Source organism: Williamsia muralis NBRC 105860, from assembly GCF_001598915.1.
GTDB classification, from domain to species: Bacteria; Actinomycetota; Actinomycetes; order Mycobacteriales; family Mycobacteriaceae; genus Williamsia; species Williamsia muralis.
Genome location: NZ_BDAP01000005.1, coordinates 39,302 through 53,485, shown reverse-complemented (window position 1 = coordinate 53,485; position 14,184 = coordinate 39,302). Strand labels below are relative to the sequence as shown.

General features: G+C 64.5%; 10 protein-coding genes. 6 read left to right on the top strand and 4 right to left on the bottom strand.

What is annotated here, in order from left to right; translation table 11 throughout:
- Positions 1-25: 25 nt before the first annotated feature.
- Complete coding sequence (locus tag WIMU1_RS18215) at positions 26-2,320, bottom strand: molybdopterin-dependent oxidoreductase (RefSeq protein WP_062799794.1); 2,295 nt, start codon at positions 2,318-2,320, stop codon at positions 26-28.
- A gap of 43 nt (positions 2,321-2,363) precedes the next feature.
- Between WIMU1_RS18215 and WIMU1_RS18210 the strand changes: the two genes are divergently transcribed.
- Positions 2,364-3,428, top strand: a complete 1,065-nt coding sequence (locus tag WIMU1_RS18210; RefSeq protein ID WP_062799322.1) for an isocitrate/isopropylmalate dehydrogenase family protein — start codon at positions 2,364-2,366, stop codon at positions 3,426-3,428.
- Here WIMU1_RS18210 and WIMU1_RS18205 read toward each other — a convergent pair.
- Positions 3,425-4,219 carry a class I SAM-dependent methyltransferase gene (locus tag WIMU1_RS18205; RefSeq protein WP_062799321.1) on the bottom strand — a complete coding sequence of 265 codons (795 nt, stop codon included), beginning with the start codon at positions 4,217-4,219 and terminating at the stop codon, positions 3,425-3,427. The genes WIMU1_RS18210 and WIMU1_RS18205 overlap by 4 nt on opposite strands.
- 168 nt (positions 4,220-4,387) lie before the next feature.
- Here WIMU1_RS18205 and rpsA point away from each other — a divergent pair, with 168 nt between their 5' ends.
- The 3 genes from rpsA (at position 4,388) to coaE (ending at position 8,300) form a co-directional block, all read left to right on the top strand.
- Positions 4,388-5,878 carry a 30S ribosomal protein S1 gene (gene rpsA, locus WIMU1_RS18200; RefSeq protein ID WP_023960724.1) on the top strand — a complete coding sequence of 497 codons (1,491 nt, stop codon included), beginning with the start codon at positions 4,388-4,390 and terminating at the stop codon, positions 5,876-5,878.
- A gap of 81 nt (positions 5,879-5,959) precedes the next feature.
- Positions 5,960-7,222: a zinc metallochaperone AztD gene (gene aztD, locus WIMU1_RS18195; RefSeq protein ID WP_062799320.1), complete on the top strand. Its 1,263-nt coding sequence runs from the start codon at positions 5,960-5,962 to the stop codon at positions 7,220-7,222.
- A gap of 151 nt (positions 7,223-7,373) precedes the next feature.
- Positions 7,374-8,300, top strand: a complete 927-nt coding sequence (gene coaE, locus WIMU1_RS18190) for a dephospho-CoA kinase (protein WP_062799319.1) — start codon at positions 7,374-7,376, stop codon at positions 8,298-8,300.
- Between the two features lie 49 nt (positions 8,301-8,349).
- On the opposite strand, the gene WIMU1_RS18185 is transcribed toward coaE, so the two are convergent.
- Entirely contained in the window at positions 8,350-8,862 is a 513-nt protein-coding gene (locus WIMU1_RS18185; RefSeq protein WP_062799318.1) for a ribonuclease FAU-1 family protein, read from the bottom strand.
- Positions 8,863-8,981: 119 nt separating this feature from the next.
- On the opposite strand from WIMU1_RS18185, the gene uvrB reads away from it, so the two are divergent.
- A complete protein-coding gene (gene uvrB, locus WIMU1_RS18180) occupies positions 8,982-11,141 on the top strand; it encodes an excinuclease ABC subunit UvrB (protein WP_023960718.1) in 2,160 nt (719 codons plus the stop codon).
- Between the two features lie 197 nt (positions 11,142-11,338).
- The gene (locus WIMU1_RS18175) at positions 11,339-11,785 is read left to right on the top strand and encodes a universal stress protein (RefSeq protein ID WP_023960716.1); all 447 of its coding nucleotides are present in this window, start codon (positions 11,339-11,341) and stop codon (positions 11,783-11,785) included.
- Here the strand turns inward: WIMU1_RS18175 and WIMU1_RS18170 are convergent.
- Positions 11,773-14,025, bottom strand: a complete 2,253-nt coding sequence (locus WIMU1_RS18170) for a HelD family protein (RefSeq protein WP_062799316.1) — start codon at positions 14,023-14,025, stop codon at positions 11,773-11,775. The two genes, WIMU1_RS18175 and WIMU1_RS18170, sit on opposite strands and share 13 nt — an antisense overlap.
- Between the last annotated feature and the right edge of the window lie 159 nt (positions 14,026-14,184).

Here is a 14,184-nt window from a genome sequence, read left to right as displayed (position 1 = left end):
GCCCGACGTGTGAATTGTCTCCGCGTCATTGCTGCCTCGACCACGCGAGATGGTCATGCACGACAACAGGTGCACGGTCGCCGTCGTATCTCTCGATCTGGACCCTCACCAATTGTCCGGTCGAGCCCTGCGCGAGCCGTGAGGTGCCCACGTCAGGAGCGAGCACGTTCGGATTACCGTGCACGCAGTCGGCGACGTTCGGTGCGCTGTAGTCGTACCAGGCTCCCGTGGAAATCTGTGCGACATGCCGTGCAACGTTGTCATCGAGCACCGCTCCGGCCAGCATCTGCGCAGTCTCGCTGCGGACCAGCACAACATCGCCTTCGTTGATCGAGCGCGCTGCGGCATCGTCGGGGTGGAGGCGAATCGGTTCTCGCCCCTGCACTTTCGAGGCCGCGCTGTACGCGCCGTGGTCGAGCTGGCTGTGCAGCCTCGTCTTCGGGTTGTTGGCGACAAGACACAACGGGTACCGACCCGAGCCGAGCCCGGCCACTTCGTGCGGCGAAAGCCACGCCGGATGCGGCGGACAGTCGTCGTACCCGAAGTCGTCGATGGTGTCCGAGACGATCTCGATCAGGCCGCTCGGGGTCGCCAACGGGTGGGCGATGGGGTCGTTGCGGAAGTCCTGGTACATCACGTGGCCGGCCATCGCGCCGCGAAGATCGAGCCGGCCCTTTTCCCAGAACTGCACGAAGTCTTCTCGGGGCCGGTACTGGTCGGGAGTCACCGCACGCCACCGCTCGTACATCTTCTCCAGCCAGCCGAGTTCGTCCAGATTCTCGGTGAACTCTTCGTGGACTCCGAGTCGTTTGCTCAGGTGGGAGAAGACGTCGTAGTCGTTCATCGACTCACCGACGGGAGAGGTGATCTGTCGCATGGCAACCATCGCCTCGTCGAAACGCCCGCAGCCGATGTCGTTGCGTTCGAGTGTGGTGGTCACCGGGAACACGATGTCGGCGTGGCGTGCGGTCGCCGTCCAGAACGGTTCGTGCACGATGACGGTCTCGGGTCGCCCGAACGCGCGTCGGAGGCGCCCGAGATCTTGGTGATGGTGGAACGGGTTGCCGCCGGCCCAATAGATCAGGCGGGTGTCCGGGTAGTTCATGGTCGTGCCGTTGAATTCGTAGCTCTCACCGGGGTGCAACAGCATGTCTGCGATGCGGGCGACCGGGATGAACTCACGCACCGGGTTGTAGCCCTGACGAAACGTGGGCAGGTCGTACGGGAGTTTGGCGGCGCCCATCCCTCCCGTCGAGCCGTAGCCGTGCCCGAAACCCCCACCGGGCAGTCCGATCTGACCGAGGAACGCGGCCAATGCGATGGAGGCCCACAGGGGCTGTTCGCCGAATGACGCCCGCTGCAGCGACCACGACGTGGTCACCATGGTCCTCGACGACGCCATCCGTCGCGCCAGTGCCGTGATGGTCGCGGCGTCGATACCGCAGATCTGCGCTGCCCAGCGTGCATCTTTGACCACGCCGTCCGACCGACCGCAGAGGTAGTCGGCGAATCGTTCGGTACCCGCGCAATGGTCGTCGAGAAACTCTTTGTCCCACAGCTTCTCGTCGAGAAGCACCCAGCACAACGCCAGCATCAGGGCAGTGTCGCTCGCCGGGGTGACGGGTATCCACTGGTCCCGCGGTTGTAATTCGAGGTCGTCCGCCAGCGGGCTGATCAAGACGAACTCGGCACCGTTGTCACGGGCGACGTCGATGGCACCTCGGACGATGTGTTTGCTGACCCCGCCGGCGTTGATCTGGAAGTTCTTGGCGGGGATCCCGCCGAAACACACGAACAACTCGGTGTGTTCACTCATCACCTGCCAGGTGGTCGGCTCGTACAACGGCTCCAGGCCGCCGACCACATGGGGGAGCAATGTCTCGGACGCTCCGTGGCTGTACGTGTGCCGTGACCTGGTATATCCGCCGAGGCAGTTGAGGAACCGGTGCAGTTGGCTCTGTGCATGGTGGAAGCGGCCCGCGCTGGCCCAGCCGTACGAGCCACCGAAGATCGCAGTGTTGCCGAATGTGGAACGCACACGCTCCAATTCGCGTGAGGCCAGGTCGAGCGCGTGGTCCCAGGTCACCTCCACGAACTCGTCGTCGCCCCGTGCGCCTGCACCCGGTCCGTCGTTCAGCCATCCGCGGCGGACGTACGGATGCAGGATGCGTGCACGGGTGTCGAGTGATGCCGGGATGTTGCCGAGCAGGGCCGAGGGGTCGGGATCGTCGGCGTCCGGGATGACACGCAGTCCGTCGGATTCGACGGATGCAGTGAACAAACCCCAGTGAGAGCTGTTGCCCAGTGCTTCGTTCGGCATGTGGCCAAGTGTCGCAGCAGTCCGGTCTGGGAGCATCGGTGCCATGACACACCCGTATCGGATCGGTCTGATCGACGGCGACGGAATCGGGCCGGAAGTGGTGCCTGCAGCGGCCCGGATCGTGGAAGCGGCGGTCGGTGCCGCCGGTCGCGCAGTCGAGTGGGTACCGCTCGACATCGGACGCGCCGCCATCGAGTCGTACGGGGATGCGATCCCGCAGAAAACGCTGGCTGCCCTGGACGAATTGGAGATGTGGATACTCGGGCCGCACGATTCGGCGGGGTATCCGCCGGAGCACCGCACCGGATTGACGCCAGGCGCGGTCATCCGCAAACGCTTCGACCTGTTCGCCAACATCCGTCCGGCAAAGGCTTATTCGGGCATACCGGCGGTGAACCCGCGGATGGATCTGATCATCGTGCGCGAAAACAGCGAAGGGCTGTACGCAGACCGAAACATGGCGCGGGGCACGGGGGAGTTCATGCCGACACCGGATGTGGCGTTGGCGGTCGGGGTGGTCACCCGAGAGGCGTCGACACGAATTGCGGTGTCCGCGTTTGAACTCGCGATGACCCGTCGAAAACGGGTGACCATCGTGCACAAGGCGAATGTGCTGACAATGACAACCGGATTGTTCCGGGACGTGTGCCGTGACGTCGGCAGGCAGTACCCGGAGGTCGAGGTCGACGAGCAACATGTCGATGCCATGGCTGCGCACCTGGTCCGTCGAGGACACGAGTTCGATGTGGTGGTCACCGAGAACCTCTTCGGCGACATCCTGTCCGACCTCGCCGCGGAGCTGGCCGGTTCGCTCGGTACCGCCGCGTCGGTGAACAGCTCGGCCGACAAGGCGATGGCGCAGGCCGCGCACGGGGCTGCCCCCGACATCGCCGGACGAGGCCTGGCCAACCCGGTGGGCATCATCGGCTCGGCGGCGCTGCTGCTGGACTGGCAGGCCGCGCGAACCGGGGACGGCGCAGCGGCCGGTGCGGCGGGCGCGATTCGCGATGCGGTCGAGTCCGTGATCGCCGGTGGTCTCAGTACTCCTGACCTCGGAGGGGCGGCCACCACCGAGGAGTTCACGGCCGCCGTCCTGGACCGCTTCTAAGCGGGTTTGGTGCAGCAGAAGATCGCGGTGCCCGGGAAGTAGTGACCACGCAGCGGACTCCACTGGCCCCACTCCTGGTCGAAACCCTCCGGCCACTCCGGCTCGATCAGATCGACGAGAAGCAGGCCGGCGTCGCGGATCTCCCGGATGCGGTCGCCCAACGTCCGATGGTGCTCGACGTAACTGACGGTGCCATCGCTCTCGGTCTCGACATACGGGGTCCGGTCGAAATAGGGGAGCATCACGGTCAGGCCGGCAGGCCCTGGGTCGTCCGGAAAGGCCCACCGCATCGGGTGGTTGACCGAGAACACCCACCGGCCACCCGGTTTGAGCACCCGCGCTACCTCCGCCATCACCCCGGCCGAATCGGCCACGAACGGGACGGCGCCGAACGCCGAGCAGACGATGTCGAAGACATTGTCGGCAAACGGCAGTTGCTCGGCGCCGGCTTGGACGAGTCCTGGCTGTGGACCGCCCCGGGCCATGGCCACCTGCCCGCGCCGCAACATCTCCCGGGAGAGGTCCAGGCCGATGACCCGCGCGCCCTGCGCGGCAAGCCAACGACTGCACGGCGCAGAACCACAACCCACCTCGAGGACGTCGCGGTCGGCGACCTCCCCGAGTAGTCGGACGTCCTCTTCGCGCAGCCCTTCGGGGCACCAGACGAAGTCTCCGTCGGCGCTTTCGGCACCGAGGAAAGCCCCGTGCGCCTCGTGGTAATTCTCCGCATCGGCGTCCCACCAGCGGCGATTCGCCGATACGCTGGTTCGCGAGTCGATTCTGGTGCGCATCAGGGGTTGTGGTTTCGGGGTATTTGCCCAGCCCAGCGGGCCTGGCGTATCCTCAGACACGCGCGTGCCTGAGCCCGCGTGGTTCTTCATGCCGGTCACTCATCTGTGGCCACTGTTGATCCCGCATTACTGTCCCTACAACCCAACCTGTCCGGAGCCATCTAACATATGCCGTCCACGACCATTACCTCACCACAAGTAGCCGTTAACGATATCGGCTCGGCTGAGGATTTTCTTGCCGCCATCGATGCCACTATCAAGTACTTCAATGATGGCGACATCGTCGAGGGCACCATCGTCAAGGTTGACCGCGACGAAGTGCTGCTCGACATCGGTTACAAGACCGAGGGAGTGATCCCGTCCCGCGAACTGTCCATCAAGCACGACGTCGACCCCAGCGAGGTTGTCAGCGTCGGCGATGAGGTGGAAGCACTCGTCCTCACCAAGGAGGACAAAGAGGGTCGGTTGATCCTGTCCAAGAAGCGCGCTCAGTACGAGCGTGCGTGGGGCACCATCGAAGAGCTCAAGGAAAAGGACGAGGCCGTCAAGGGCACCGTCATCGAGGTCGTCAAGGGCGGCCTGATCCTGGACATCGGTCTGCGCGGATTCCTCCCCGCATCGCTGGTGGAGATGCGTCGCGTGCGCGATCTGCAGCCGTACATCGGCAAGGAGATCGAAGCCAAGATCATCGAGCTGGACAAGAACCGGAACAACGTCGTCCTGTCGCGCCGCGCGTGGCTGGAGCAGACGCAGTCCGAGGTGCGCAGCGAGTTCCTGCACCAGCTCCAGAAGGGCCAGGTCCGCAAGGGCGTCGTGTCCTCGATCGTCAACTTCGGCGCATTCGTCGATCTCGGCGGCGTCGACGGCCTGGTGCACGTCTCCGAGCTGTCTTGGAAGCACATCGATCATCCGTCCGAGGTTGTCGCTGTGGGCGACGAGGTCACCGTCGAGGTTCTCGACGTCGATCTCGACCGCGAGCGTGTCTCGTTGTCGCTCAAGGCAACTCAGGAAGATCCGTGGCGTCAGTTCGCCCGCACGCATGCCATCGGGCAGATCGTGCCGGGTAAGGTCACCAAGCTGGTTCCGTTCGGTGCGTTCGTGCGCGTCGAAGAGGGCATCGAAGGCCTCGTCCACATCTCGGAGCTGGCCGAGCGCCACGTCGAGGTGCCGGATCAGGTTGTCGCAGTCGGCGACGACGCGATGGTCAAGGTCATCGACATCGACCTCGAACGTCGCCGGATCTCGTTGAGCCTCAAGCAGGCCAACGAAGACTACACCGAAGAGTTCGACCCGTCGAAGTACGGCATGGCCGACAGCTACGACGAGCAGGGCAACTACATCTTCCCCGAGGGCTTCGACTCCGAGACCAACGAATGGCTCGAAGGTTTCGAGAAGCAGCGGGAAGCGTGGGAGTCGCGCTACGCCGAGGCCGAGCGTCGTCACAAGATGCACACCGCTCAGATGGAGAAGTTCGCCGCTGCCGCCGAGGCCGCTGCCAACGCTCCGACCGACTACTCGTCGGATTCCGCTGACAAGGTCGGTGGTGACGCCGCATCCGCGACGTCCTCCTCCTCGTCGTCGGCGCCGAAGAGTGGTGGATCGCTTGCCAGCGACGAGCAGCTCGCTGCTCTGCGCGAGAAGCTGTCCGGCAACGCCTGATAGAGCACTGACAAGAACGCCCCCGGCCTTTCTGGCCGGGGGCTTTTTTGTGTCTGCACATGCACGTATCGCGTTTTGACAATGATTATCATTACCAAGGATCATCAAATCGTGAAATCTACTCGTGCTCTACAGATCGTGTCGCTCCTCTCGGCGGTTGGCTTGCTTGCCGCATGTGGAAGTGATGGCGGTTCCAGTGATTCGACTTCAACCCAGAGTTCGGTGGCGGCCTCGTCTGCCGTCGAACAACAATCGGCCACACCTCGGTTGGCATACACACACGAGAACGGCATCGAGGTACTCGATGCCGAGTCGCTCGAACCGGTGGGTGAGGTGGAGACCGAAGGTTTCATCCGCCTCAACCCGGCCGATGACGGACGGCACCTGTTCGTCTCGCAGTCAGACGGTTTCACCGTCTTCGACATGGGAACGTGGACGCGCCAGCACGGCGACCACGGCCATTACTACACTGCTCCGCCGGCGATGACGGACCTGAAGTTCGGCGGCGAAGAGCCGGGCCACGTGGTGCCGCACGATGGCCGGATCACCTTGTTCTCTGACGGCACCGGCGAGATCGACGTCGTACCCCCCGCGGAGCTTTCCCGCGGCAACGCCGAGTCGGAAAAGCACCAGGTTCCTCCGCATCACGGTGTTGCGGTCGCCCGTGAAGACGGCACGTTGGTGACCACTGTCGGCACCGAGGAGTCGCGTAACGGCATCCAGATCCTGGGACCGGACAACGCGGTGCTGGCCACCAACGACCAGTGCCAAGGCGTCCACGGTGAGGCGATGGCCGCCGACGGAACACTCGCTTTCGGATGCCAGGATGGCCTGCTTGTCGTGCGAGGCAACGACATTCGGAAGGTCACCAGCCCTGATCCCTACGGCCGAATCGGAAATCAGGCCGGGTCGGAATCGTCACCGGTGGTACTGGGTGACTACAAGGTGGACAAAGATGCCGAGCTCGAACGGCCCACTCGGGTCACCCTGACCAACACCGAGTCAGGTGAGCTGAAATTGGTGGAACTCGGCACCAGCTACAGCTTCCGTTCACTGGGTCGCGGCCCCAACGGCGAGGCGCTCGTGCTCGGAACCGACGGAGACATCCACGTGATCGACCCGCAGACCGCCGCGGTCACGCGAAAGATCGAAGCCGTGGGGGACTGGACCGAACCTGTCGAGTGGCAAGACCCGCGCCCGACGCTCTTTGTCATGGATTCGGTGGCCTACGTGACCGATCCGAGTGCCAACAAGCTGGTGGCGGTCGACCTCACCAACGGAACCAAGATCGCGGAGACCCAGCTGGACAACACCCCGAACGAGTTGTCGGGTGTCAGTGGCTGATATCGACGTGACCGCCACCGCTTGATGGTTCGGCTCCGATACGTGACACGCTCGTCGAACAAGGACCTGATGGACTCGACCACGATCCGCCGGCGCCACAGATCGCAACCCTGCTGCGCATGCGCACTCGCCGATCTGTGACACTGACCACGTGATTCGAGTAGGTCTGACCGGCGGTATCGGAGCCGGCAAGTCAACGGTGGCGCGCACTCTCGTCGATCGCGGCGCATACATCATCGACGCCGACGTGATCGCGCGCGAGGTGGTGGCTCCCGGCACCGACGGACTGTCCCAGCTGGTCGCGGCCTTCGGAGACGACATCCTGGCGGCGGACGGGAGTCTTGACCGGGCAGCCTTGGCCGCCAAGGCCTTTGTCGATGACGAACAACGCAAAAAGCTCAACGCCATCACGCATCCCTTGGTCGGTGCCCGCGCGTTCGAGCTCCTCGAGGCTGCCCCGGATGACGCCGTGGTGGTCCAGGACATACCTCTACTGGTCGAGAACGGCAGCGCTCCCTTCTTCCATCTCGTGGTCATCGTCCATGCCGACGAAGAGGACAGGGTGGCGCGGTTGACCGGCCAGCGCGGTATGCCCGAAGCCGATGCCCGGGCGCGGATCAAGGCGCAGGCCTCCGAGGCGGACCGCCGCGCCGTCGCCGACGTCTGGCTCGACAACAGTGGTGCCCCCGACGATCTGGCGGCCCTGGCCCACCATCTGTGGGACGAGAGACTTGTTCCCTACGAACGCAACGTGCGCAGCCGGACGTGCGCCCGGCGGCCGGAGAACCTGGTGGATCACCGCCCGGAATGGTCGCTCCAGGCCACCCGGTTGAGCAATCGGCTACGTCTTCTGGGTGCGGAGAAGATCGTGGGCGTCACCCATGTCGGACCAACGGCATCCGCCGGGGAAAGAGCCGCCGACGTTCTCGACTTCGAAGTGCAGCTCGCCCCGGATGTCGATCCGGCCGATCTCGACGATGCCCTCGCCGACGGGGGTTTCCCGGCGCTGACGCCTGGACTGCACGCCAACGCCGATCCCGGCCGCGCGGTCACCATCCGTCTGACCACCCCGAGCTGAGCTGCCACCGAGCTGATTGCCCCGACCTGAATGACCCGGGCTTCCCGCGTCAGTCCCAGCTCAGTTCGGCGCCTTGCGCTGCCAGCCAGGACTCGACGTCATGGTTGTGTTCGGCGGCACCAGCCATCGTGCGTGCAGCGATGCGGACTGCCGCCTCGGCCCGGTCGTGGGGCAACAGCCACGCCGCGTGCGCGTCGAACAGCTCGTCGACGTCCTCGAGCTCGAGTGGCCGTCCGGGTCGGTCGATCAGGTCGAGGTACCAGTCCTCGGAATGCCAGCGGCCGTGTGCGTCGGGACCGGTGAACATCCCGACGTCGATGTAGAGCCGCTGGTCACGTTCGAAACCGGCTCGGTAATGGAAGATGCTGACGCGTAGACCGAAGCCGGGAAGCAACCAGGACTGCAGGCGGTGGAACTCGGCGTGGTCGGCGGGGCGGTCCATGTAGAGCCCGAAATCGGTGGTCCGGTAGGTGTCCACCTGCCGCCGGAAGCCTTTCGGATCGGTGTTCGTGCCCGCCGCGACGTCGAAGACCTCGTGTTTGGGTGGATGCAACGCGGCCATGCAGCACGCTAACCCACCGCGGTGCGACGAGATCGACGCCGAGCCGGTGCGTCTCCTGTGTTCGCGCACGGCGCATTCGGCGGGCGCCGCTTGTCGGACGTCGCGTTTACTCTGGATACATGGCTTTTGCAGCAGAACATCCGGTCGTTGCGCACTCGGAATTCCGGCCGGTCGGGGAGATCGAGCGGTCACACGCACCTTTTCAGGTGGTCAGTGACCACAAGCCGGCCGGTGACCAGCCGACCGCGATCAAAGAACTCGAGCGGCGTCTGCGCGCTGGAGAGAAAGATGTGGTGCTGCTCGGTGCCACCGGTACCGGTAAATCCGCGACCACGGCCTGGCTGATCGAGAAGGTACAACGCCCGACCCTGGTGATGGCACCCAACAAGACGCTTGCCGCTCAGCTTGCCAACGAGCTGCGAGACATGTTGCCGCACAACGCAGTCGAGTACTTCGTCTCGTACTACGACTACTACCAGCCCGAGGCGTACATCGCTCAGACCGACACCTACATCGAGAAGGACTCCTCGATCAACGACGATGTCGAGCGGTTGCGGCACTCGGCCACGTTCAACTTGCTGTCGCGGCGGGACGTTGTGGTGGTGGCCTCGGTGTCGTGCATCTACGGACTCGGTACCCCGCAGTCGTATCTCGACCGTTCGGTTCATCTGGACGTCGGCCAGGAGGTCGACCGGGATGCGCTGCTGCGGCTGCTCGTCGACGTGCAGTACACCCGCAACGACGTGAGTTTCACCCGCGGCAGCTTCCGGGTCCGCGGCGACACCGTCGAGATCATCCCCTCGTATGAGGAATTGGCGGTGAGGATCGAGTTCTTCGGCGACGAGATCGAGGCCTTGTACTACCTGCATCCCTTGACCGGTGACGTCGTGCGTCAGGTCAAGAACCTCCGCATCTTCCCGGCCACGCACTACGTCGCGGGGCCCGACCGGATGGAGCGGGCCATCGCCTCCATCGAGGCCGAACTCGAGGAGCGGCTCGCCGAACTCGAGGGCAAGGGCAAGCTGCTCGAGGCACAGCGCCTGCGGATGCGCACCAACTACGACGTCGAGATGATGCGGCAGGTCGGGTTCTGTTCGGGCATCGAGAACTACTCGCGGCACATCGACGGTCGCGGTCCGGGTACCGCACCGGCAACGCTCATCGACTACTTCCCCGAGGACTTCCTGCTTGTCATCGACGAGTCGCATGTCACGGTTCCGCAGATCGGCGCCATGTACGAGGGGGACATGTCGCGTAAACGCAACCTGGTGGATTTCGGTTTCCGTCTGCCATCAGCCGTGGACAACCGGCCACTCACGTGGAGTGAGTTCGTCGACCGGATCGGGCAGACGGTGTACCTGTCGGCCACGCCCGGCCCGTATGAGCTGGGCCAGGCAAACGGTGAGTTCGTCGAACAGGTGATCCGGCCTACCGGTCTCGTCGATCCGCAGGTGGTGGTCAAACCCACCAAGGGCCAGATCGACGACCTGGTGCACGAGATCAAGCTGCGCACCGACAAGGACGAACGCGTCTTGGTGACCACACTGACCAAGAAGATGTCCGAGGACCTCACCGACTACCTGCTGGAGCTGGGCATCCGGGTGCGGTATCTCCACTCGGAGGTCGACACCCTTCGCCGGGTGGAACTCCTCCGGCAGCTGCGCACCGGTGAATACGACGTCCTGGTCGGTATCAACCTGCTCCGCGAGGGGCTCGACCTTCCCGAGGTGTCGCTCGTGGCCATCCTCGACGCCGACAAGGAAGGGTTCCTGCGCAGCACCACCAGCCTCATCCAGACGATCGGGCGTGCGGCGCGAAACGTGTCCGGTGAAGTTCACATGTACGCCGACAAGATCACCGACTCGATGCGCAACGCCATCGACGAAACCGACCGCCGTCGCGAGAAGCAGATCGCCTACAACAAGAAGATGGGCGTCGACCCGCAGCCGCTGCGTAAGAAGATCGCCGACATCCTCGACCAGGTGTACGAGGAAGCCGAGGACAACGCCGTCGCGATCGGCGGGTCGGGGCGCAACTCGAGTCGCGGTCGCAGGGCCCAGGGCGAGCCCGGCCGGTCGTCGTCGTCTTCGGGTGTCCTCGACTCGCGCGACGTCTCGGCCATGCCTCGTGCCGAGCTCGCCGACCTCATCGCTGCACTCACGGACCAGATGATGAATGCGGCTCGGGATCTGCAGTTCGAGCTTGCGGGCCGATTGCGAGACGAGATCGCGGACCTCAAGAAGGAGCTGCGTGGCATGGATGCAGCCGGAATCCGCTGAACCCGGCCGACTGTGATCGTCATGACGATGTGCTGTTCTGCCTGGTCAACGGTACGTCTGACGGTCCCGTCGGCCGATACCACGTAATCGAACGGCCGTTACGGGATACCCTCTCCACGGAAGATGCCGCCCGGGGTGGCAGGGGCACGGACAATCGTCGGCGCCCGTGATCTACACAGAACATTGATGGAGGATGGATGAGCGCATACCAGACCGTCGTTGTGGGAACCGATGGTTCTGAATCGTCGATGAAGGCGGTTGAGCGGGCAGGCGCGATCAGTGGTGACAAAGCGCAACTGATCATCGCTTGCGCCTACTTTCCGACCGACGATCGTGACGTTTCCGCAGTCTCGGATGTGCTCAAGGAAGAGGCGTACCAGGTCCACGGATCTGCGCCCACCGAAGAGATCCTGCGAACAGCGCGCGAGCGTGCGGCCAACGCCGGGGGCGGCAACATCTCCACCCGGCCCGTGGTCGGATCACCTGTCGACGCACTGCTGAACCTTGTTGCCGACAGCAAGGCCGATCTGCTTGTCGTCGGTAACAAGGGTCTGAACTCGATTGCAGGACGACTGCTGGGTTCGGTGCCCGCTGACGTTGCGCGCAAGTCGAAGTGTGACGTCCTGATCGTTCACACGGTCTGAGCAGGCGCCCGGAGCGGTTCGGGCAACTCGGCGTTGTGCACGATCGCCAACTGCTGAGTTGCCCGGGTCAGCGCCACGTAGAGGTCGCCCCACCCGCGTGCCGACTGGCCGACGATCATGGCCGGTTCGACCACCACTGTGCGGTCGAACTCCAATCCCTTGCACTGCGCCACGGTCAGTACCGACAGTTCGGGTGAGTTCTCGATCTCTCCGGTCACCGCCCGGATCTGGTCGACCAGTCCGTCCGGCGCAATGATCGCTGCTATGCCGTCGAGTGATGCCGTGGCCAGTTTGGCCGCGGTGGCCGGAAGGTCGTCGACCGACGTCCGCTCGAACGTCGGGGCCTTGCCGCTCGACCGGATCGAGTTCGGGGCGGCCATGTCGGGGTCGATGCGTTCGAGGATCGGGGCAGCCACCGCCATGATCTCGCTGGGCGTCCGGTAATTCACTGTCAGGTCGTACTTACGCCAGCGCCGTGCCACGTAGGGACTGAGAACTTCGTCCCATGACGTGGTGCCCGCCGGATCTCCGGTCTGCGCAGTGTCGCCGATGACCGTCATCCAGCGGTTGGGTATGCGGCGCATGATCATTCGCCAGGCCATTGCCGACAATTCCTGGGCCTCGTCGACGATCACGTGACCGAAGGCCCACGTCCGGTCGTTGTAGGCGCGCTCGGCGGTTGTCAGGGCAACCCTGGTGGTCTGTCGCGCAGCGAGCTGCTCGGCGTCGATCAGGTCGTAGGCCATCAAGATCTCGGGGTCGAGCTCGTCTTCGAGGTCTTGCGGTGCCGAACCGGTCAGGATGTCGAGCGCGTCCTGTGCCTCGGACAGCTTCTGTCGCCACTGGGCTCGCTCACGTTCTTCGTCACCGTCGTCGTCGACGCCGATGATCTCCGCGAGCTCGTCGAGCAACGGCGCGTCGGCCGCGCTGAATCCGCCGCGCTGCGTTCGCAGGATGGATTGACGCTCGCTGTCGGACCATGTCGGGGTTGCAGAGGCAATCCGTTCGGGTGAGGTCAACAGGTCCGCCAGCACCACCTGTGGTGAGAGCTGCGGCCAGAAGTGCGCCAGGGCGGCATTGATGTCGGGGTCGGCCCGCATCTCGTCGCGGATGTCGGCGATGTCCATGTTGCTCAGCAACTGCGATCCGTCGATCAGGCTTGCGCCGATCCGCTCGGCGTGCTGCTGCGCCAGCGAGTCGAACGCCGACCGCAGGAAGACCGATCGAGCGTGATTGTGTGGGCGCCGAGACGATCGTGCCCGACCCCTGGCGCGCTGGATCACCTTGCTGCTGATCGTGAGTGGGTAGCCGTCGAACCTCAGCTCGATTGGGGACTTCGGCAATTCCTGCCGATCACGTACGGCCTGCCGCAGTACATCGACGATCGCGGGGTCGCCTTTGAGAGTGGTGGCGACGGGGTTGTCGGTCAACGATGCCCGTACGCCCGGGTAGAGGTCGCCGACGGTGGACAGCAATACGCCGCTCTCGCCGAGGGAGGGGAGCACCTGGCCGATGTAGTTCAAGAAGGTGGTGTTGGGGCCCACGATGAGCACACCGCTGCGCGCGAGGGTGTCGCGGTAGGTGTAGAGCAGATACGCCGCACGGTGCAGGGCCACCGCCGTCTTCCCGGTTCCCGGTCCGCCCTGCACCACCAGGACGCCGCGGTGCGAGGCACGGATGATCTCGTCCTGCTCACGCTGGATGGTCTCGACGATGTCGGTCATGTGCCCGGTGCGGGCGGCATTCAAGGCGTTGATCAGGGCGGATTCGTTCACCACGTCGCCGTGACCGGTGGTGTCGGCATCCTCGAGTTCGGTCATGTCGAGCCGCTCGTCGTTGACGGCGGTGATCTTGCGGTTGCGGGTTCGGATGTGGCGACGGACTTGCACGCCCTCTGGAGAGGCTGGGGTGGCCAGGTAGAACGGCCGGCTCATCGGTGCGCGCCAGTCGAGGAGCAGGGTGCTGTCCTGCTCGTCGTCGTCCAGGATGCCGATACGGCCGATACGGCGAACCTCCCCGGTCTCGAGATCGAGACGACCGAAGTAGAGGTTGTGTTCGGCGGCATCGAACTTCGTCAGATCATCGGTGTAGAGGCGCTCGTAGGACTCACGCTCGGACCGGGCCTGCGGCGTTCCGCCGGTATCGCGGAGGGCAGACGCCAACCGCGACTGGGTGTTGCGGCGCATCCGGTCCAATCGGCCGTACACCCGGTCGAGATGACGCTGTTCAGCCTCGAACACGTTCCTCCTCGTTGTGGTGGAGCAAAAATAGTGCCAAAGGATAACGCGGTGGCCCGGGAGATCGTTCCCGGACCACCGCGTCGTCAGATGTCCATCATCGAGGGGGCCGCACCGGCCGTCGCAACCGGGTCGGGCGGTCGGGCGGCGAATCGAGAGTCG

Coding starts and splice junctions, on each gene's coding strand:
- WIMU1_RS18175 (WP_023960716.1), top strand. CDS start 11,339: ATGAGCGCATACCAGACCGTCGTTGTGGGAACCGATGGTTCTGAATCG.
- WIMU1_RS18215 (WP_062799794.1), bottom strand. CDS start 2,320: ATGCCGAACGAAGCACTGGGCAACAGCTCTCACTGGGGTTTGTTCACT.
- WIMU1_RS18205 (WP_062799321.1), bottom strand. CDS start 4,219: ATGCGCACCAGAATCGACTCGCGAACCAGCGTATCGGCGAATCGCCGC.
- WIMU1_RS18185 (WP_062799318.1), bottom strand. CDS start 8,862: ATGGCCGCGTTGCATCCACCCAAACACGAGGTCTTCGACGTCGCGGCG.
- WIMU1_RS18210 (WP_062799322.1), top strand. CDS start 2,364: ATGACACACCCGTATCGGATCGGTCTGATCGACGGCGACGGAATCGGG.
- aztD (WP_062799320.1), top strand. CDS start 5,960: ATGATTATCATTACCAAGGATCATCAAATCGTGAAATCTACTCGTGCT.
- rpsA (WP_023960724.1), top strand. CDS start 4,388: ATGCCGTCCACGACCATTACCTCACCACAAGTAGCCGTTAACGATATC.
- uvrB (WP_023960718.1), top strand. CDS start 8,982: ATGGCTTTTGCAGCAGAACATCCGGTCGTTGCGCACTCGGAATTCCGG.